This window comes from Citrobacter sp. C6_1, from assembly GCF_014596835.2.
GTDB lineage: Bacteria > Pseudomonadota > Gammaproteobacteria > Enterobacterales > Enterobacteriaceae > Citrobacter > Citrobacter pasteurii.
The window spans coordinates 496,683-516,196 of record NZ_CP115031.1 but is presented as its reverse complement, the minus strand read 5'-3'; the positions used below and the strand labels follow the sequence as shown (position 1 = coordinate 516,196).

Below are 19,514 nucleotides of genomic sequence, written 5' to 3'. Positions count from 1 at the left end.
AAAAACTTATTCAGCAACAATGCTGATGAATTTACGGTTTTTCGGGCCTTTCACTTCAAATTTCACTTTACCGTCTGCTTTAGCAAACAGAGTGTGGTCTTTGCCGCAACCAACGTTGGAGCCAGCGTGGAATTTAGTACCACGTTGACGAACGATGATGCTACCAGCCAGAACTGTTTCACCGCCGAAACGTTTTACGCCCAGACGTTTAGCTTCTGAATCGCGACCGTTACGAGTCGAGCCGCCAGCCTTTTTATGTGCCATTTAATCTGCTCCCCTTAACTTAAGCGCTGATGCCAGTGATTTTCACATCAGTGAACCACTGACGATGGCCCTGCTGCTTACGGTAGTGTTTACGACGACGAAACTTAACAATTTTAACTTTCTCGCCACGACCGTGAGCAACGACTTCAGCTTTGATAACGCCGCCATCAACGAAAGGAACGCCGATTTTGACTTCTTCACCGTTTGCGATCATCAGAACTTCTGCGAACTCAACAGATTCGCCAGTTGCGATGTCCAGCTTTTCCAGGCGAACGGTCTGACCTTCGCTTACTCGGTGTTGTTTACCACCACTTTGGAAAACCGCGTACATAAAAAACTCCGCTTCCGCGCACACCTTTTTGATGATTCAGAGTGCGCTATAAATATTCACAATAGGGCGCGAATATTACGCAAAACGCGAGCCTTTGACAAGTGCTACCGTCAATACATGAAGAAAAAAAACACAACGTGTACCGTAACGTTTATCTGCGGCGTTTTTTCAGTACAATCAGCATATATTTCTAACCCTAAACCCGACGTTACCTTCTTAAATAGTGAGGTAATCGGGGCGAGAAGCCCGGCTTTTGCGATGAATTTAGAAAAAATCAATGAGTTAACCGCGCAAGATATGGCGGGGGTCAATGCGACAATCCTTGAACAGCTCAATTCCGACGTCCAGTTGATCAATCAATTGGGGTACTACATCGTGAGCGGAGGCGGAAAACGCATTCGCCCAATGATCGCTGTACTCGCGGCGCGCGCTGTTGGTTATCAGGAAAATGCCCACGTCACGATCGCGGCCTTAATCGAGTTTATCCACACCGCGACCCTGCTTCATGACGATGTAGTGGATGAATCCGATATGCGCCGTGGGAAAGCCACGGCAAACGCAGCGTTTGGCAATGCTGCCAGCGTTCTGGTCGGCGATTTTATCTATACCCGCGCCTTTCAGATGATGACCAGCCTCGGCTCCCTGAAAGTGCTGGAAGTGATGTCTAAAGCGGTCAACGTTATTGCTGAAGGCGAAGTCCTGCAGTTAATGAACGTCAACGACCCGGATATCACCGAAGAAAACTATATGCGTGTTATCTACAGCAAGACGGCTCGTCTGTTTGAAGCCGCGGCCCAATGTTCAGGTATCCTCGCAGGTTGTAGCGATGAGCAAGAGAAAGGCCTGCAGGATTATGGCCGTTACCTCGGTACCGCTTTCCAGCTTATCGACGATTTACTGGATTACAGCGCAGATGGCCAGCAGTTGGGTAAAAACGTGGGTGATGACCTCAACGAAGGTAAACCTACGCTACCGCTGCTGCACGCGATGCGCCACGGCACTCCTGAGCAGGCGCAAATGATTCGCCAGGCGATTGAGCAAGGTAATGGTCGCCACCTTCTGGAGCCGGTTCTGGAAGCGATGAACGCTTGCGGGTCACTGGAATGGACCCGTCAACGTGCAGAAGAAGAAGCCGATAAAGCCATCGCGGCGCTTCAGGTACTTCCAGATACTCCGTGGAAAGAAGCCCTGATTGGCCTGGCGCATATCGCCGTACAGCGCGATCGTTAATTTCCCTCGTCTCGCTTCCCAGCATCCCGTGCAGCACACGGGATGTTCTTATAAGATCCAAAAAGTCATAAAAATAATCAAATCACTTGTATAACCTTGGCATATTCTGAATATATAAGCACTTTACGAGAACATTTTAGAACATTCGTTCTCGAGGCGTATAGTAACTCCACAGGCTGATTGTGAAACCGTAACTGGTTAACCAAAGGAGATGTGGAACTATGGAAAGCAAATTCATTGACTGGCATCCGGCTGACATCATCGCGGGGCTACGTAAGAAAGGCACGTCAATGGCCGCTGAGTCACGTAAGAATGGCTTGAGTTCATCAACGCTGGCAAATACGTTAACCCGACCATGGCCGAAAGGTGAATTGATCATCGCGAGAGCGCTGGGCACAGACCCGTGGGTAATTTGGCCGTCACGCTACCATGACGCCAGGACACATGAATTCATCGACAGAACGCGGATGATGAGAGTACGGAAAGAAAAAAAGAGTCCTGAGTCGCGGTAAAACAGCAACCCCCGGATCAACGATCCTGGGGGTTACAACACGCGTTGGCGATTACTCGCCTTTAATGCGCTCAATGTTTGCGCCCAGCGCACGCAATTTATCCTCGATGCGCTCATAGCCGCGATCGATGTGATAAATACGGTCAACAACCGTTGTGCCTTCAGCGATACATCCCGCTAACACCAAACTTGCTGACGCGCGCAGATCGGTCGCCATTACCTGTGCACCGGAGAGCGTCTCCACGCCGTGGCAAATCACGGTATTGCTTTCGATTTCCGCATGAGCGCCCATACGGCTCAGCTCAGGCACGTGCATAAAGCGGTTCTCAAACACGGTTTCCGTGATAAAGCCCGTCCCTTCTGCCACCAGGTTCAGCAGCGTGAACTGGGCCTGCATATCGGTTGGGAACGCCGGATGTGGCGCAGTGCGCACATTAACCGCTTTCGGACGTTTGCCGTGCATGTCGAGGCTAATCCAGTCTTCACCGACTTCGATATCCGCCCCCGCATCACGCAGCTTCGCCAGAACAGCATCCAGTGTATCTGGTTGTGCATTACGGCAGATAATTTTGCCGCGAGAAATCGCCGCCGCCACCAGGAACGTCCCAGTTTCAATACGGTCTGGCAGAACGCGGTAGACACCACCGCCGAGACGTTCAACGCCTTCAATGGTGATACGATCGGTACCCTGCCCTGTGATTTTCGCGCCCAGCGCAATCAGGAAATTCGCGGTATCCACAATTTCCGGTTCACGGGCGGCGTTTTCGATGATGGTCGTGCCTTCGGCAAGCGTTGCCGCACACATGATAGTAACCGTCGCACCGACACTCACTTTGTCCATCACAATGTGTGCGCCTTTCAGACGCCCCTCAACGGACGCCTTCACATAGCCTTCTTCCAGCTTGATGGTGGCACCTAACTGCTCCAGACCAGTAATATGCAGGTCAACCGGACGCGCGCCGATGGTGCAGCCGCCCGGCAGAGAAACCTGACCCTGACCAAAACGAGCGACCAGTGGCCCCAATGCCCAGATAGACGCACGCATGGTTTTCACCAGATCGTACGGTGCGCAGAAGACGTTAACGTTACGCGCATCGATGTGCACGGAACCATTACGCTCTACTTTCGCCCCCAGCTGGCTCAACAGCTTCATGGAGGTATCTACGTCCTTAAGTTTCGGGACGTTTTGGATCTCTACAGGTTCTTCAGCCAGCAGCGCCGCAAACAGGATCGGCAGTGCGGCATTTTTAGCGCCTGAAATTGTGACTTCGCCCTGGAGCTTGGTTGGCCCCTGAACACGAAATTTATCCATTATTCTGTTCTCTGTTAAGAATTCATCTTCGCTACCGGTACATCACCCGTAGCTCAAAAACCGTTAAGTTTGCGATCGCGCGCCCATTCCGCTGGGGTAAACGCTTTAATCGACACAGCATGAATGCGGTTGTCCGCAATGTACTCCATCAACGGGCCATAGACCGATTGCTGCTTCTTGACCCGGCTCATGCCGTCAAACATCTCACCCACGGCAATAACCTGAAAGTGACTGCCGTCACCAGAAACGTGGACTTCCTGGAGGGAGAGTGCGTTCATCAGCACGCTCTGAATTTCATTATTTTCCATGGGCTCTTCATTCGTCAGATAGTAAAAACAGCCCAACATCTTAGAGCAAAGTGGCGCTGTCATAAATAAGCAAAAAGCCTCGCTGATAAATCAGACAAGGCTTTGGCGGCAGATCCCCTTCAGGGGTTTTGCCGGATGGCGGCACAAGGCCTTATCCGGCCTGAAAAAATTAACGCGGAAGGACGTCGTCAGGTAAATTGTAAAGCTGCGCCAGCGTGTATACTTTATCGTTAACGCCAGCAAGCGAAACGCTGTTCCCCTGCTGCTTGCCCTGATTAATCAGGTGCAGTAGTAATGCCAGGCCACCAGTATCGACCCGGGAAACCTGGTTCAGGTCGATGCAGGATACGCCCTTCATCGCCTCAACGCGTGCATCCCATAATGGGTTTAACACGTCCTGATCCAGCTCGCCCACCAGCACCAGCTTGTCGCCTTCACGCGTCCAGGTGAGTGACTGCGTCATTATTTTTTCTCTTCCAGAGTAATTTTCTGCTGAGAAATTGATTTCAGCTGAGCCGTGAGGCCATCAATACCTTTCGTACGCAGCAGGTCGCTCCACTCATTTTGTTTGGTGGTGATCATACTTACGCCTTCGGCAATCATGTCATACGCCTGCCAGTTACCGGTCTGAGAATTTTTACGCCACTGGAAATCCAGACGCACCGGCGGACGACCGTTTGGATCGATAATCGTCACGCGAATAGGCACGATGGTCGCATCACCCAGCGGCTGCTCTGGGGCAATCTGATAAGTCTGGCCGTGGTACATCGCCAGCGCCTGACCGTAAGCCTGCTTCAGGTATTCACGGAATGCGGCGAAATAGGCGTCACGCTGAGCGGGAGTGGCATCTTTGTAGTAACGGCCCAGTACCAGCGCGCCCGCATATTTAACCTGCACATACGGCAGCAGTTCCTGATCGACAACCTGACGCAGATAATCCGGGTTGGAACGAATTTTAGGTTGCTCGTTCTTCAGACGGTCAAACGTCTTCTGCGCGGCCTCATTCATCAGTTTGTACGGATTCGTCTGATCCGCTGCGGTTGCCACGCTAAGTGGGGCAATGACCAGCATAGCCACCATCATCAATCGTTTAAACATACGTCGATTCTCCTGAGATTATTTCGTTGCGCCCGCAGGCGTAGTGGCTTCATTATTGCCTTCAGTTGCGGCTGGCGCATCGCCAGAATTCTTATTGTCATCACCTTTACTGTTGCTGTTGTAAAGGAACTGACCAATCATATCCTCCAGAACCATCGCGGATTTCGTGTCCTGAATCGTACCGCCATCTTTGAGGATAGACGTTCCCAGCTCAGGATCTTCAAAGCCCACGTTCAGTGCCAGATATTGCTCGCCCAGCAGACCGGAAGTACGGATGCTTAGAGAACTGGTGTCAGGAATATGGTTAAAACGTGATTCGATTTCCAGCGTCACGCGCGGCAGGTACGTTTTCGGATCTAACGAGATGTCCGCTACGCGTCCAACCACGACCCCGCCAATCCGCACCGGGGAGCGCTCTCTCAGGCCGCCGATGTTATCAAAAGTCGCATAAATCGTATAAGTCGGTTCAGTACGCATTGAGGTAACGTTCGCCGCCTTCAGGCAGACAAACAGCGCAGCCAACAGCGCAACCAGCAGGAATAACCCGACCCAAATTTCATTTTTTTTCGTTTGCATGAACTCAATTCCCAAACATCAGTGCGGTCAGCACAAAATCCAGCCCCAGAACGGCAAGAGAGGCGTGCACAACGGTGCGTGTCGTTGCCCGGCTAATCCCGGCAGAGGTCGGAATCGCATCATAACCATTGAACAATGCAATCCATGTGACCGTAATGGCGAACACCACGCTCTTAATCAAACAGTTGACCAGATCCAGACGCCAGTCGACGGCATTTTGCATAGCCGACCAGAAAAAGCCTGCATCAATCCCCTTCCAGCTAACGCCGACCAGCGAGCCACCCCAGATCCCAACCGCGACAAATATAATCGTCAGCAGCGGCAATGAAATGACACCGGCCCAAAAACGCGGAGAGATCACCCGGCGCAGTGGATCGACGGCCATCATTTCCAGGCTGGAAAGCTGCTCGGTCGCTCTCATCAGACCAATCTCTGCGGTTAAGGCCGAACCGGCCCGCCCGGCAAACAACAGCGCCGCTACAACCGGCCCCAGCTCACGTAACAATGACAGCGCCACCAGCATACCGAGGCTGGTTTCCGCGCTGTAGGTCGTCAGCACCAGGTATCCCTGCAACCCCAACACCATACCGATGAACACGCCTGACACAATAATGATCAGCATCGATAAGACACCGACATTATAGAGCTGGCGTATCAGCAGCGGCGCATGTTTGCGAAACTCCGGTTTGCCGACAACCGCATTGAACAACATTAATCCAGCTCGCCCGAACGTCCTGAGGGTTTTTATTCCCCGATGTCCGAGTGATGCCAGCGCATTTAACAACATGGGTGGCTTAACTCCCTGTTTAGAGTAAATCGATATGGTAGTCACCCGCCGGGTAACGGAACGGAACCGGTCCATCGGCAATGCCGTCGAGGAACTGACGCACTCGCGGATCGGCATTTTCTTGCAGCGCCTGAGCACTACCGTAGGCCACTATTTTTTTGTCCGCCATTATATAGGCGTAATCCGCAATACTCAGTACTTCAGGCACATCATGGGATACCACCACACAGGTGACACCCAGCGCGCTGTTCAGTTCTGAAATCAGCTTCACCAGCACGCCCATGGTGATGGGATCCTGACCGACGAACGGCTCATCAAACATAATGAGGTCAGGCTCCAGCGCGATAGCACGCGCTAACGCAGCGCGGCGCGCCATCCCGCCGGATAATTCAGAAGGCATTAATTTGGCCGCACCCCGTAGGCCGACGGCCTCGAGCTTCATCATCACCGTGCTCTTCAGCAACGGCGCTGGCAACGTCGTATGCTCGCGCAACGGGTATGCGACGTTGTCAAACACGTTCATGTCGGTAAACAGCGCACCAGACTGAAACAGCATGCTCATACGCTTACGCACGGTAAATAAACGCGAACGGGACATGGCTGGGACGTTTTCGCCGTCAAACAGGATCTCGCCCTTATCCGGGGAGATTTGTCCGCCAATCAGACGCAGCAGCGTCGTTTTGCCGATGCCTGATGGCCCCATGATCGCCGTCACCTTACCGCGCGGCACCGTCAGGGAAATATTATCAAAGATGCAGCGGTCACCTCGGGAAAAGCTGACATCGCGCATATCGACTAGATTCGCCACAGACTGACCCATTGATTCATCCTTTACTGTTGCCTCGTTGATCGAAGAGTTGGCGCTCAATTTAGCCCTGAACTCGACATATTTACAGATTATTGCCTGTCCTGGTTAGCGAAAGCTGGCATTTGTTTTACTTTTTAGCCGCATAAAGTCAAAATTAAGAATTCGTTACGGCTTCCAGAAGATCCTTCAAGTGAACCGGCGAGTATACCTGAAGAAAGGACTTTAGATGCTTTTAGCGACGGCGCTGTTAATAATTGGTTTACTTCTGGTGGTTTACGGTGCCGACCGTCTGGTATTTGCTGCATCCATTTTATGCCGCACCTTCGGTATACCCCCCATTATCATCGGGATGACGGTCGTCAGCATCGGCACATCCCTACCTGAAATTATTGTCTCTGTTGCGGCATCAATGAATGGGCAGCTCGATTTAGCCGTCGGTACCGCCATCGGCTCCAACATCACCAATATTCTTCTTATTTTAGGCCTGTCAGCACTCATTCATCCTTTTACCGTGCATTCCGATGTTCTGCGTCGTGAATTACCGTTAATGTTGCTGGTAAGCATTTTGGCCGCGTCCGTACTGTATGACGGCCAGTTAAGCCGCAGTGATGGCCTCTTTCTTCTGCTTCTGGCCGTGCTATGGCTGCTATTCATTGTTAAAATCGCTCGTCTGGCAGAACGTCAGGGCAATGACAGCCTGACCCGGGAGCAAGTTGCGGAACTGCCTCGCGAAGGCGGATTGCCTGTCGCATTTTTATGGCTGGGAATAGCGCTGATCATTATGCCAATGGCAACGCGTATGGTGGTTGATAACGCCACTGTACTGGCAAACTACTTTGCCATGAGCGAGCTTACTATCGGTTTGACGGTCGTCGCCATTGGTACCAGTCTGCCAGAACTGGCAACCGCCATTGCAGGTTTGCGTAAAGGTGAAAACGATATTGCCGTCGGTAACATCATCGGCGCGAACATTTTTAATATTGTTATCGTTCTTGGGTTACCTGCACTGATTACGCCAGGCGAGGTCAACCCAATGGCCTTCATCCGTGACTATAGCGTCATGCTGCTGGTGAGCGTTATTTTTGCATTACTCTGCTGGCGACGTCCGCGCCAGATTGGTCGTGGCGCGGGGGCGCTGTTGACCGGCGGTTTTATCATATGGCTGGCGATGCTGTATTGGTTATCGCCACTTCTCGTTGGATAACTGGAAACGCATTATGTCGCACTTAGAGTTGCAACCGGGTTTTGACTTTCAGCAAGCAGGCAAGGAAGTCCTGACAATTGAACGTGAAGGCCTGGCGGAGCTTGATCAGTACATCAACCAGAACTTTACCCTCGCCTGTGAAAAGATTTTCAGTTGCCCGGGCAAAGTCGTAGTGATGGGAATGGGAAAATCAGGGCATATCGGGCGCAAAATGGCCGCCACGTTTGCCAGTACAGGCACGCCCTCATTTTTTGTGCATCCTGGCGAAGCCGCACATGGCGATCTGGGTATGGTGTCACCGCAGGACATCGTGATTGCCATTTCTAACTCCGGTGAATCTAATGAGATTGCAGCGTTAATTCCGGTGTTAAAGCGCCTGCATGTCCCCCTTATTTGCATGACGGGTCGTCCGGAAAGCAGTATGGCGCGTGCAGCAGATGTACATCTGTGTGTTAAAGTGCCCAAAGAAGCTTGCCCATTAGGTCTGGCACCGACCAGCAGCACGACCGCAACGCTGGTGATGGGCGATGCGCTTGCCGTTGCGTTACTAAAAGCACGCGGCTTCACCGCAGAAGATTTTGCGTTATCTCATCCAGGTGGCGCACTGGGGCGTAAGCTTTTGTTGCGCGTTAACGATATTATGCATACGGGAGACGAAATCCCGCATGTGACTAAAAGCGCCAGCCTGCGTGACGCCTTACTGGAGATCACGCGGAAAAACCTCGGCATGACCGTCATTTGCGATGACGCGATGAAGATTGACGGCATCTTTACGGATGGCGATTTACGTCGTGTCTTCGATATGGGCGTTGATGTACGCCAGTTAGGCATTGCCGATGTAATGACTCCTGGGGGCATTCGCGTGCGTCCAGGGATTCTTGCTGTTGATGCCCTGAACTTAATGCAGTCCCGCCATATCACCTCGGTAATGGTTGCTGATGGCGACCAATTACTGGGTGTGTTACATATGCATGATCTGCTGCGTGCAGGTGTAGTGTAAGAAACTCAAGGATAAAGAAAATGAGTAAAGCAGGTGCGTCGCTTGCGACCTGTTATGGCCCCGTCAGTACTGACGTCATCACCAGGGCAGAAAACATCCGTCTGCTGATCCTTGATGTGGATGGCGTACTGTCTGATGGTCTGATTTATATGGGCAACAACGGTGAAGAGCTGAAGGCGTTTAACGTCCGCGATGGCTACGGCATTCGTTGCGCGCTCACTTCCGGTATTGAGGTTGCCATTATTACCGGACGAAAGGCTAAACTTGTAGAAGATCGTTGTGCCACATTAGGGATCACACATCTGTATCAGGGGCAGTCGGACAAACTGGTTGCTTTTGGCGATCTGCTTAGCAAACTGGCGATCGCGCCTGAGAATGTGGCGTATGTTGGCGATGATCTGATCGACTGGCCGGTGATGGCAAAAGTGGGATTAAGCGTAGCGGTAGCGGATGCTCATCCGTTGCTGATCCCGCGGGCCGATTACGTCACCCGTATCGACGGGGGACGCGGCGCAGTGCGCGAAGTCTGCGACTTATTACTGCTGGCGCAGGGCAAACTGGATGAGGCCAAAGGGCAATCGATATGAGCAAAACCAGACGTTGGGTTATCATTCTACTGTCGCTGGCTGTCCTTGTGATGATTGGTATTAACCTGGCAGACAAAGACGACACCGCTCAGGTTGTCGTTAATAACAACGAGCCAACCTATAAGAGCGAGCATACCGACACCGTCGTGTACAGCCCTGAGGGCGCGCTGAGCTATCATTTGATCGCGCAACACGTTGAATATTATTCAGATCAAGCAGTTTCGTGGTTCACCCAACCGGTGTTAACCACGTTTGATAAGGACAAAGTACCGACCTGGTCAATCAAGGCTGATAAGGCCAGGTTGACCAACGATCGGATGCTGTACCTGTATGGCCATGTTGAGGTTAACGCGCTGGTGCCTGACTCTCAACTACGCAGAATTACTACCGATAACGCGCAGATCAACCTTGTGACGCAAGATGTCACTTCCGATGATCTGGTCACGTTGTATGGAACAACATTTAACTCCAGCGGACTGAAGATGCGCGGCAACTTACGCAGCAAGAACGCCGAGCTGATTGAAAAGGTTAGAACCTCATATGAAATCCAAAACAAACAAACTCAGCCTTAATCTTGTGCTTGCCAGCTCACTTCTGGCCGCCAGCATTCCGGCATTCGCCGTCACTGGCGATACCGAGCAGCCGATCCACATTGAATCGGACCAGCAGTCTCTGGATATGCAGGGCAACGTGGTGACGTTTACCGGCAATGTCATCGTGACTCAGGGCACCATCAAAATTAATGCCGATAAGGTCGTCGTGACCCGTCCGGGCGGTGAAGACGGTAAAGAAGTGATTGACGGTTATGGCAATCCGGCGACCTTTTACCAGATGCAGGACAATGGTAAACCGGTTAAAGGCCACGCCTCACAGATGCACTATGAGCTGGCAAAAGATTTCGTCGTCCTTACCGGTAAGGCTTATCTGGAACAACTCGATAGCAACATCACGGGCGATAAGATCACCTATCTGGTAAAAGAACAGAAAATGCAGGCCTTCAGTGAGAAAGGCAAACGCGTCACCACCGTTCTGGTTCCGTCGCAATTGCAGGACAAAAACAAGACCAAGGCTCCGGCAGAGAAAAAAGGTAACTGATTCGTTATGGCAACATTAACTGCAAAGAATCTTGCAAAAGCCTACAAAGGCCGTCGTGTGGTGGAAGATGTCAGCCTGACCGTCAACTCCGGGGAGATCGTCGGTCTGCTCGGTCCTAACGGTGCGGGCAAAACAACAACCTTTTACATGGTCGTCGGCATTGTGCCGCGCGATGCTGGCAACATTATCATTGATGACGAAGATATCAGCCTGCTGCCTCTGCATGCGCGTGCCCGCCGCGGTATCGGCTACTTACCGCAGGAAGCCTCTATTTTTCGTCGCCTGAGCGTGTTTGATAACCTGATGGCAGTGCTGCAGATTCGTGACGATCTTTCCAGCGAGCAGCGTGAAGATCGCGCCAATGAGCTGATGGAAGAATTTCATATCGAACATCTGCGTGACAGCATGGGACAGTCGCTCTCCGGCGGTGAACGACGCCGCGTGGAGATCGCCCGTGCGCTGGCCGCTAATCCAAAATTTATCCTGTTGGATGAACCGTTTGCCGGTGTTGACCCGATTTCTGTTATTGATATCAAACGGATCATCGAACACCTGCGCGACAGCGGGCTTGGCGTGCTGATTACCGACCATAACGTGCGCGAAACGCTGGCTGTTTGTGAGCGCGCCTACATTGTGAGCCAGGGACACCTGATTGCACACGGTACGCCGACAGAAATCCTGCAGGACGAGCACGTTAAACGCGTATACCTTGGGGAAGACTTCAGACTCTGATAGGGTAGTAGACTTCACGTCACCGCAGGAGACAACAACTCTGAACATGAAGCAAGGTTTGCAACTCAGGCTTAGCCAACAACTGGCGATGACGCCTCAACTACAACAGGCTATCCGTCTGTTGCAGTTGTCCACGCTGGAACTTCAGCAAGAACTTCAGCAAGCGCTGGAAAGTAACCCACTGCTCGAGCAAACCGATCTTCACGACGAAATTGATACCCAGGAAAAGCAGGATAGCGAATCCCTCGATACGGCTGACGCACTCGAACAAAAAGAGATGCCGGAAGAGCTACCGCTGGATGCCAGTTGGGATGAGATTTACACCGCAGGGACGCCGTCTGGCACCAGCGGAGATTACATCGACGACGAACTGCCTGTGTATCAGGGTGAAACCACGCAATCGCTGCAAGATTACCTGATGTGGCAGGTGGAGCTGACGCCATTCTCAGATACCGATCGTGCTATTGCCACGTCAATTGTGGATGCAGTCGACGAAACGGGCTATCTCACCGTCACACTGGACGACATTCTCGACAGCATGGGCGATGACGACATCGGTATCGATGAAATCGAAGCCGTGCTTAAACGCGTTCAGCGTTTTGATCCCGTGGGCGTGGCGGCCAAAGATCTCCGTGACTGCTTACTGATCCAGCTTTCGCAGTTTGACAAAGCCACGCCATGGCTGAAAGAAGCACGTCTGATCATCAGCGATCACCTTGATCTGCTCGCCAACCACGACTTCCGCACCCTGATGCGCGTAACCCGACTGAAAGAAGAGGTGCTGAAAGAAGCCGTCAATCTGATCCAGTCGCTGGATCCGAGACCCGGACAGTCGATCCAGACCGGTGAACCAGAGTACGTGATCCCGGATGTGCTGGTGCGTAAGCATAACGATCGCTGGGTAGTCGAACTCAACAGTGACAGCATTCCGCGTTTACAGATCAACCAGCACTACGCAGCCCTGTGCAATAACGCGCGCAATGATGCTGACAGCCAGTTCATTCGTAGCAACCTTCAGGATGCGAAATGGCTGATTAAAAGTCTGGAAAGCCGCAATGACACGCTATTGCGCGTTAGCCGCTGTATCGTTGAGCAACAACAAGCCTTCTTTGAGCAAGGTGAAGAATATATGAAACCGATGGTGCTGGCGGATATCGCCCAGGCCGTCGAGATGCATGAATCAACCATTTCCCGAGTGACCACGCAAAAGTATCTGCACAGTCCGCGCGGCATTTTTGAATTGAAGTATTTCTTCTCCAGTCACGTCAACACTGAAGGCGGAGGCGAAGCCTCTTCTACAGCTATCCGCGCACTGGTGAAGAAATTAATTGCTGCGGAGAACCCTGCGAAACCGCTGAGCGACAGCAAGTTAACCTCTATGCTGTCAGAACAGGGTATCATGGTGGCGCGCCGCACCGTTGCGAAGTACCGAGAGTCTTTATCCATTCCGCCGTCTAACCAGCGCAAACAGCTGGTTTGACCCAACCGATAAGGAAGACACTATGCAGCTCAACATCACTGGAAATAACGTCGAAATCACTGAGGCCCTGCGCGACTTTGTCACCACAAAGTTCGCCAAGCTTGAGCAATATTTCGACCGGATTAATCAGGTCTATATTGTGTTGAAAGTGGAGAAGGTCACACACATCTCGGATGCAACACTGCATGTGAACGGTGGCGAAATTCATGCCAGCGCGGAAGGTCAGGATATGTACGCCGCCATTGACGGTTTAATTGATAAACTGGCTCGGCAGTTAACAAAACATAAAGATAAACTGAAACAGCACTAACTTGTCCGGGCAGTTAGCGGGTGCAGGACGGCCTGTTGTGCAGCACAACGGGCCATTTGTACAGTTAGCGCTTAGGTGAAATTATGACAAATAACGATACGACTCTACAACTGAGCAATGTTCTTAACCAGGAATGTACGCGCGCGGCCGTTCACTGCCAAAGCAAGAAACGCGCACTGGAAATCATCAGTGAACTGGCGGCAAAACAACTCAGCTTGCCTCCTCAGGTGGTATTTGAAGCCATTCTGACGCGCGAAAAAATGGGCAGTACCGGTATTGGCAATGGTATTGCCATTCCGCATGGAAAGCTGGAAGAAGACACGATGCGCGCAGTGGGCGTGTTTGTGCAACTTGAAACGCCGATTGCTTTCGACGCCATTGATAATCAACCCGTCGATCTGCTTTTCGCCCTGCTGGTCCCGGCGGACCAAACCAAGACGCATTTGCATACGTTGTCACTGGTTGCCAAACGTCTGGCAGATAAAACCATCTGCCGCCGCCTGCGCGCCGCGCAGAGTGACCAGGAGTTGTATCAAATCATCACTGACACCGAAGGTGGACAGGATGAAGCATAACAACCCAATGGCATCTTTTTCTGTCGTTGTGAGGAGAAACAGTACATGGTACTGATGATCGTCAGCGGTCGTTCAGGGTCAGGTAAGTCTGTCGCCCTGCGCGCGCTGGAAGATATGGGTTTTTACTGCGTGGATAACCTTCCCGTCGTGTTGTTGCCCGATCTGGCTCGAACCCTCGCCGATCGCCAGATATCTGCGGCTGTCAGCATTGATGTGCGCAACATGCCCGAGTCCCCGGAGATTTTTGAGCAGGCCATGAGTAACCTGCCTGAAGGCTTCTCACCACAGCTGCTGTTCCTTGACGCCGATCGAAACACCCTGATTCGCCGCTACAGCGATACGCGCCGTTTACACCCGCTGTCCAGCAAGAATTTGTCCCTGGAAAGCGCTATCGATAAAGAAAGCGATTTACTGGAGCCGTTGCGTTCGCGCGCTGACCTGATCGTAGACACCTCTGAAATGTCTGTGCACGAGCTGGCGGAAATGTTACGTACCCGACTGCTGGGCAAACGTGAACGTGAATTAACGATGGTTTTCGAATCCTTTGGTTTCAAACACGGTATCCCGATTGATGCGGATTACGTCTTTGATGTGCGCTTCCTGCCTAACCCGCACTGGGATCCAAAGCTGCGCCCGATGACCGGTCTTGACCGCCCCGTCGCCGCCTTCCTCGACAGACACACAGAAGTACACAATTTTATCTACCAGACGCGCAGCTATCTTGAGCTATGGTTACCCATGCTGGAGACCAACAACCGCAGCTATCTCACTGTAGCCATCGGCTGTACCGGCGGGAAACACCGTTCGGTGTATATTGCAGAGCAACTGGCAGACTACTTCCGCTCACGCGGTAAAAACGTGCAGTCACGCCATCGTACGCTGGAAAAACGCAAATCATGACCGTGAAGCAAACTGTTGAAATCACGAATAAGCTGGGCATGCATGCCCGGCCGGCAATGAAACTGTTTGAGCTAATGCAGGGTTTTGAAGCAGAAGTTCTGCTGCGTAATGATGAAGGGACGGAAGCCGAAGCAAACAGCGTTATCGCTCTGTTGATGCTGGATTCCGCCAAAGGACGCCAGATAGAAGTTGAAGCCACGGGTCCGCAGGAAGTTGAAGCTCTGGCTGCGGTGATCGCCCTGTTTAATTCAGGGTTTGACGAAGATTAGTCTCGTAGGCCGGATAAGGCGTTTACGCCGCCATCCGGCGATACAGCCGAGCCTTATAATGCCTGATGGCGCTACGCTTATCAGGCCTACAAAATTCACCGCAACCTTCAGCTAATACAGCTTATTTTCACGCATAAACGACTCACCGCCCAACTGGCGCATTTGGCGCATGATCCACGCCTGACGACTGCGCACATAGCCAGAAGGCGCATTCGCCTTAAAACGCAAAGGATTGGGTAATACCGCCGCCAGCAAGGCCGCTTCAGACAGGCTCAACCGACTGGCTGGCTTATCGAAATAGCGCTGCGCCGCCGCCTCCACGCCGAAAACCCCATCGCCAAACTCAGCAATGTTCAGGTAAACGGTCAGAATGCGTTTCTTGCTCCAGACCGTTTCCATACCCAGCGTGAGCCCGGCCTCGAGCCCTTTGCGCACCCAGCTACGCCCATCCCACAAAAAGAGGTTTTTTGCCGTTTGTTGCGATAACGTCGAGGCGCCGCGAATACGGTTTTCATTACGTTCGTTATGCGCCAGCGCTTTCTCTATCGCAGAGACATCAAATCCCCAGTGGTCGGGAAACTTCTGATCCTCCGCGGCAATCACCGCCAGCCCCATCCACGGTGATATCTCATCCATACTGACCCAGTCAGAATGCGCCACATAACCAAAATCACCGGACAGCCATGCGCCCAGTTGCCGCTCAATCATGACCGCCGAGAAAGGTACAGGCATCACGCTGAAAAGTGCGATGCCCCCGCCCCAGAATACGGCGAGGACAATCACCGCCCGCAGAAAGATACGTCGCAGTATGGCGGTAATGCCTTTTTTCATTCAGCTAGCACCAGCACACGCGAGACCAGCTTATCGATACCGCTTGCGGCCTGAGCAATATCCTGCGCCAGCATGTAAGCAGGCGTGGTGACAACTTTATTATCTTCATCAACCACAATGTCATCGACCGGGCACGGCACATGTTCAGCGCCCATCTCTTCCAGCACTTCTGCCGTATCGATATCAGTACCGATGGTCAGACGCAGAGGGAAGTCAAAAATTTTAGGTAACATAGCGGGCGCAATGCACATAAAACCCAGCGGCTTACCGGCCTGATGCAGCGCCTTTGCCAGCGCGGCTAAGTCGCTATCAACCCGACACTCACTGCCCTGGCTGGCAAAATTACTCAGATTTTTTGCTGCGCCAAACCCGCCAGGCACAATTAGCGCATCCAGCTCCGTTGCGGCCGCCTGAGCCAGGGGGCGAATATCACCACGCGTAATACGCGCAGCTTCAATCAGGACATTGCGCGTTTCCGGCATCGGCTCGCCCGTCAGATGATTAATCACATCCGCCTGCTGTTTATCTGGGGCAAAGCAGATGGCCTGAGCACCATTGCGGGCAATAGCCAGCAGCGTGAGTACGGCTTCATGGATTTCTGCACCGTCATACACGCCACATCCGCTGAGCACTACGCCAACTTTTTTCATCGTGATACTCCTTTCGCAACTGACTGAAGCATATTAATAATTCTGATTAGAATGCCACGCTTCACACATTTAACTGATTCATGTAACAAATTATTTAAGATTTGCTATCTTAACTGCGTGCGGCCTGAAAATTAGGACTGCGCCCTTGTAAACAATGATAATAATTTACGGCGCAGCCACGATTTCCCTGGTGTTGGCGCAGTATTCGCGCACCCCGGTCAAGCCGGGGTCATTTTTTTTCCACGCTCGTAACCCAGGCTCTTAAAACCGCCACGTCGTGCTGCCACTCCTGCTTCATCTCTTCAATCCATTCACCTACATTATCTTCCCAGGCAGGAAGGTCCGGCGACTGGATTTGCTGACCTAACTGTTGCAGGTGACGCAGCCCTACTGAACCTGCCGCGCCTTTAATTTTATGGCCTTCCTCAACCACGCCTTTTTTGTCCCGAGCGGTCAGATTAGACTCCAGCACGCTCAGATATCCCGGCATCATCTTCTCAAACACCGCCAACCCGTCGGTAATTAACTTCGGTCCCACCAGTTCGAGGTATTGTTCCAACATAGGAATATCTAACAGCGCTTGCGATTTACTGCTCTCTTCAGATGTCACAGTGCTCTCCTCTTTGTTTCGGGTATCCCAGTATTTTTTGATCATGGCGGTTAACGCCGGAACTGACAGCGGCTTACTCAGCACGTCGTCCATTCCTGCATCCAGATATTCTTTTTTATCTTTCAGTACGTTGGCGGTGAGAGCCACCAGCGGTGGGAGATCCTCACGGGGGTATTTTTGCGTCAGCTCGCGGGAGATATCGAGCCCGGTCATATCCGGTAGCTGAATATCCAGCAGCACCAGGTCATATTCCCCCGGTTTGAACATGTCCAGCGCGGCTTGTCCGGTCATCGCGACATCCACGCTATTGCCCAGCTTTTCCAGCACCGAACGCGCTACAATGACGTTCAGTTCAATGTCTTCCACCAGCAGCACATTCAGGGCTGGCAACGGCATTTCATCGTCTTCAAAAGCATCTTCAATCTCTTCGGCCACGGCAGGAGCATGCACGGTTAGCGTAAAGATGGAGCCTTTCCCGGCCTGGCTGGAAACCGTAATATCACCGCCCATATTTTTCGCCAGACGGCGAGATACCGCGAGGCCAATCCCGGTTCCCGTTGCCGGTTTACCACCATGGCTGTCCTTCACCTGATAGTACATGGCGAAGATTTTATCCTGTTCATCCTGTGGAATACCGATCCCAGAATCCTCCACCTCAAAATGCAGTATGTCTCCCTCGTCATAGCGCGCCCGCACGGTCACCTGCCCTTGCTGGGTGAATTTCACGGCATTGCTGATCAGATTCCACAGAATCTGGCGCAGACGCGTTCCGTCTGTGATGACCTTATGCGGCAGCGGTAGCGTCGGCTCAAGAACAAAGCGCAGCCCTTTTTGTTGCGCCTGCAGGCCGGAGAGGTTTTCCAGATCAGCCATAAAGCTGGTGAAATCGATTGGCTGGTTATCGAGCTGGACTTTGCGCCGTTCCATCTTATCCATATCGATAATATCGTTGAAAATGTTCCCCAGCGTCACGGCGGAAACATGGATAGTTTTGAGATATTTTTCCTGCTCAGCGGTTAACTCTGTATCCAACAGGATCCGACTTAAACCGACGATACCGTTAAGCGGCGTACGCAGCTCGTGGCTGATCGTAGAGATAAAGGTGGTCTTGTCACGGCTGGCGCGCTCAAGGGCGTCCTGATAGCGCTTACGCTCGGTAATATCACGACCAAAACCCATCAGACCATGTCGCTTCCCGACGCGGTCGTAGTAAGGCACTTTACGGATCTCAAAGCAGGCTTTGCGCCCGTCCGGATAGTCGAGCCATTGCTCATAGGTCAGTGAAACGTTATGGCGGAATACCTTCTCGTCGGTTTCAATCACTTTTTCCGCCGCCTCTGGCGAATACACATCAGCCGGTTTTAAATTCACCAGTTGCTTTTCGCTCTTACCGGTCAGCAGCTCCATAGCACGGTTACAGCCGGAAAATTCTTTATCTTCATTGCGATAAAAAACCAGGTCCGGTGAAGCATCAAGGAAAGAACGTAAAAATGAAGATTGTTGCTCAAGCTGGATCTGCGCTTCTTCACGCTCTTTGATTTCGACTTTCAGTTGTTCAAACGTCTCCTGCCGCTCAGCTTCCGCCTTTTCACGTTCAACAATCTCCTGATTGAGCTGGGCAATATTATCCTTCAACTGCACATTAAGCTTGAGATCGCGCTCGCGCATCTCTTCCAGCTTCTGTACCAGTCGTGACAGACGTTGCCGGGACTCTTCCAGTTGTTCAACCACCACCGACAGGAAGTAGACGGCCCAGGGGGTAATTAACAGGCCAAAAAAGATAGAACGGATGACATCAATGCTTTCTACCTGCCCATGCAGCACCATGGTGACAGCCATCTGCACCACGATTGCCAACACAACCAAAGCCAGCGCCAACAGCAGCGAAAAGCGCACCAGACCTAACTTCATCATCAGGTCGACATAGTATTGCGCCAGCATACGAATTTGCTTCATAGAGGGTTCCTTCACGACAACTTGGCACAATAATACTCAATTCTCAGCGTGACGTTTAAGATTGTGCAAGAAATGCGGGGGTTATCGGTG

25 protein-coding genes are annotated in these 19,514 nt (G+C 52.0%); 13 read left to right on the top strand and 12 right to left on the bottom strand.

What is annotated here, in order from left to right; translation table 11 throughout:
* Positions 1 to 6 precede the first annotated feature (6 nt).
* Together rpmA and rplU are read right to left on the bottom strand one after the other, a co-directional pair.
* On the bottom strand, positions 7 to 264 hold the full coding sequence (gene rpmA / locus IB196_RS02590) for a 50S ribosomal protein L27 (protein ID WP_003025030.1): 258 nt from the start codon (positions 262 to 264) through the stop codon (positions 7 to 9).
* Between the two features lie 19 nt (positions 265 to 283).
* Positions 284 to 595: a 50S ribosomal protein L21 gene (gene rplU / locus IB196_RS02585; protein WP_003025032.1), complete on the bottom strand. Its 312-nt coding sequence runs from the start codon at positions 593 to 595 to the stop codon at positions 284 to 286.
* Between the two features lie 258 nt (positions 596 to 853).
* Here rplU and ispB point away from each other — a divergent pair, with 258 nt between their 5' ends.
* Together ispB and sfsB are read left to right on the top strand one after the other, a co-directional pair.
* Complete coding sequence (gene ispB / locus IB196_RS02580) at positions 854 to 1,825, top strand: octaprenyl diphosphate synthase (RefSeq protein ID WP_005121312.1); 972 nt, start codon at positions 854 to 856, stop codon at positions 1,823 to 1,825.
* A 221-nt stretch (positions 1,826 to 2,046) separates the two neighbouring features.
* A complete protein-coding gene (sfsB, locus tag IB196_RS02575) occupies positions 2,047 to 2,337 on the top strand; it encodes a DNA-binding transcriptional regulator SfsB (RefSeq protein ID WP_040234130.1) in 291 nt (96 codons plus the stop codon).
* 51 nt (positions 2,338 to 2,388) lie between these two features.
* Here sfsB and murA read toward each other — a convergent pair whose 3' ends face one another.
* From murA to mlaF, 7 genes are all read right to left on the bottom strand, one after another.
* Positions 2,389 to 3,648, bottom strand: coding sequence for a UDP-N-acetylglucosamine 1-carboxyvinyltransferase (gene murA / locus IB196_RS02570; protein ID WP_005121313.1), 1,260 nt, complete (start codon positions 3,646 to 3,648; stop codon positions 2,389 to 2,391).
* A gap of 53 nt (positions 3,649 to 3,701) precedes the next feature.
* Positions 3,702 to 3,956 (bottom strand): BolA family iron metabolism protein IbaG, encoded by a 255-nt coding sequence (ibaG, locus tag IB196_RS02565; protein WP_005121314.1) that lies wholly within the window; start codon positions 3,954 to 3,956, stop codon positions 3,702 to 3,704.
* Positions 3,957 to 4,125: 169 nt separating this feature from the next.
* Positions 4,126 to 4,419, bottom strand: coding sequence for a lipid asymmetry maintenance protein MlaB (mlaB, locus tag IB196_RS02560; RefSeq protein WP_005121315.1), 294 nt, complete (start codon positions 4,417 to 4,419; stop codon positions 4,126 to 4,128).
* Positions 4,419 to 5,054: a phospholipid-binding protein MlaC gene (gene mlaC, locus IB196_RS02555; protein ID WP_040234134.1), complete on the bottom strand. Its 636-nt coding sequence runs from the start codon at positions 5,052 to 5,054 to the stop codon at positions 4,419 to 4,421. The genes mlaB and mlaC overlap by 1 nt, the downstream gene beginning before the upstream one ends.
* Positions 5,055 to 5,072: 18 nt before the next feature.
* Positions 5,073 to 5,630 carry an outer membrane lipid asymmetry maintenance protein MlaD gene (gene mlaD, locus IB196_RS02550; RefSeq protein ID WP_040234180.1) on the bottom strand — a complete coding sequence of 186 codons (558 nt, stop codon included), beginning with the start codon at positions 5,628 to 5,630 and terminating at the stop codon, positions 5,073 to 5,075.
* A gap of 4 nt (positions 5,631 to 5,634) precedes the next feature.
* Complete coding sequence (gene mlaE, locus IB196_RS02545) at positions 5,635 to 6,417, bottom strand: lipid asymmetry maintenance ABC transporter permease subunit MlaE (protein ID WP_003025053.1); 783 nt, start codon at positions 6,415 to 6,417, stop codon at positions 5,635 to 5,637.
* 19 nt (positions 6,418 to 6,436) lie between these two features.
* On the bottom strand, positions 6,437 to 7,237 hold the full coding sequence (gene mlaF, locus IB196_RS02540; protein WP_003025057.1) for a phospholipid ABC transporter ATP-binding protein MlaF: 801 nt from the start codon (positions 7,235 to 7,237) through the stop codon (positions 6,437 to 6,439).
* A gap of 214 nt (positions 7,238 to 7,451) precedes the next feature.
* Between mlaF and IB196_RS02535 the strand changes: the two genes are divergently transcribed.
* The 11 genes from IB196_RS02535 to npr all read left to right on the top strand — a co-directional run bounded on the left by IB196_RS02535 (position 7,452) and on the right by npr (position 15,377).
* A complete protein-coding gene (locus tag IB196_RS02535) occupies positions 7,452 to 8,429 on the top strand; it encodes a calcium/sodium antiporter (protein ID WP_005121320.1) in 978 nt (325 codons plus the stop codon).
* 13 nt (positions 8,430 to 8,442) lie between these two features.
* Positions 8,443 to 9,429: an arabinose-5-phosphate isomerase KdsD gene (kdsD, locus tag IB196_RS02530; RefSeq protein WP_005121321.1), complete on the top strand. Its 987-nt coding sequence runs from the start codon at positions 8,443 to 8,445 to the stop codon at positions 9,427 to 9,429.
* A 20-nt stretch (positions 9,430 to 9,449) separates the two neighbouring features.
* Positions 9,450 to 10,016, top strand: a complete 567-nt coding sequence (gene kdsC / locus IB196_RS02525) for a 3-deoxy-manno-octulosonate-8-phosphatase KdsC (protein ID WP_005121322.1) — start codon at positions 9,450 to 9,452, stop codon at positions 10,014 to 10,016.
* Positions 10,013 to 10,588 carry an LPS export ABC transporter periplasmic protein LptC gene (gene lptC, locus IB196_RS02520; protein ID WP_005121323.1) on the top strand — a complete coding sequence of 192 codons (576 nt, stop codon included), beginning with the start codon at positions 10,013 to 10,015 and terminating at the stop codon, positions 10,586 to 10,588. The genes kdsC and lptC overlap by 4 nt, the downstream gene beginning before the upstream one ends.
* On the top strand, positions 10,557 to 11,111 hold the full coding sequence (gene lptA, locus IB196_RS02515) for a lipopolysaccharide ABC transporter substrate-binding protein LptA (protein WP_040234136.1): 555 nt from the start codon (positions 10,557 to 10,559) through the stop codon (positions 11,109 to 11,111). The genes lptC and lptA overlap by 32 nt, the downstream gene beginning before the upstream one ends.
* A 6-nt stretch (positions 11,112 to 11,117) precedes the next feature.
* The gene (lptB, locus tag IB196_RS02510) at positions 11,118 to 11,843 is read left to right on the top strand and encodes an LPS export ABC transporter ATP-binding protein (RefSeq protein ID WP_005121325.1); all 726 of its coding nucleotides are present in this window, start codon (positions 11,118 to 11,120) and stop codon (positions 11,841 to 11,843) included.
* Positions 11,844 to 11,889: 46 nt separating this feature from the next.
* On the top strand, positions 11,890 to 13,323 hold the full coding sequence (rpoN, locus tag IB196_RS02505; protein WP_155021893.1) for an RNA polymerase factor sigma-54: 1,434 nt from the start codon (positions 11,890 to 11,892) through the stop codon (positions 13,321 to 13,323).
* Between the two features lie 22 nt (positions 13,324 to 13,345).
* On the top strand, positions 13,346 to 13,633 hold the full coding sequence (gene hpf, locus IB196_RS02500) for a ribosome hibernation promoting factor (RefSeq protein WP_005121327.1): 288 nt from the start codon (positions 13,346 to 13,348) through the stop codon (positions 13,631 to 13,633).
* 83 nt (positions 13,634 to 13,716) lie between these two features.
* Positions 13,717 to 14,208 carry a PTS IIA-like nitrogen regulatory protein PtsN gene (gene ptsN, locus IB196_RS02495; RefSeq protein ID WP_005121328.1) on the top strand — a complete coding sequence of 164 codons (492 nt, stop codon included), beginning with the start codon at positions 13,717 to 13,719 and terminating at the stop codon, positions 14,206 to 14,208.
* Between the two features lie 45 nt (positions 14,209 to 14,253).
* A complete protein-coding gene (gene rapZ, locus IB196_RS02490; protein WP_005121329.1) occupies positions 14,254 to 15,108 on the top strand; it encodes an RNase adapter RapZ in 855 nt (284 codons plus the stop codon).
* A complete protein-coding gene (npr, locus tag IB196_RS02485) occupies positions 15,105 to 15,377 on the top strand; it encodes a PTS phosphocarrier protein NPr (RefSeq protein WP_003828770.1) in 273 nt (90 codons plus the stop codon). The genes rapZ and npr overlap by 4 nt, the downstream gene beginning before the upstream one ends.
* Before the next feature lie 111 nt (positions 15,378 to 15,488).
* Here the strand turns inward: npr and mtgA are convergent, their stop codons facing one another.
* From mtgA to arcB, 3 genes are all read right to left on the bottom strand, one after another.
* Positions 15,489 to 16,208 carry a monofunctional biosynthetic peptidoglycan transglycosylase gene (gene mtgA / locus IB196_RS02480; RefSeq protein ID WP_005121331.1) on the bottom strand — a complete coding sequence of 240 codons (720 nt, stop codon included), beginning with the start codon at positions 16,206 to 16,208 and terminating at the stop codon, positions 15,489 to 15,491.
* The gene (gene elbB / locus IB196_RS02475) at positions 16,205 to 16,858 is read right to left on the bottom strand and encodes an isoprenoid biosynthesis glyoxalase ElbB (protein WP_005121332.1); all 654 of its coding nucleotides are present in this window, start codon (positions 16,856 to 16,858) and stop codon (positions 16,205 to 16,207) included. Before elbB ends, mtgA begins: the two co-directional genes overlap by 4 nt.
* Before the next feature lie 229 nt (positions 16,859 to 17,087).
* Positions 17,088 to 19,424 (bottom strand): aerobic respiration two-component sensor histidine kinase ArcB, encoded by a 2,337-nt coding sequence (gene arcB / locus IB196_RS02470; RefSeq protein WP_149691785.1) that lies wholly within the window; start codon positions 19,422 to 19,424, stop codon positions 17,088 to 17,090.
* Between the last annotated feature and the right edge of the window lie 90 nt (positions 19,425 to 19,514).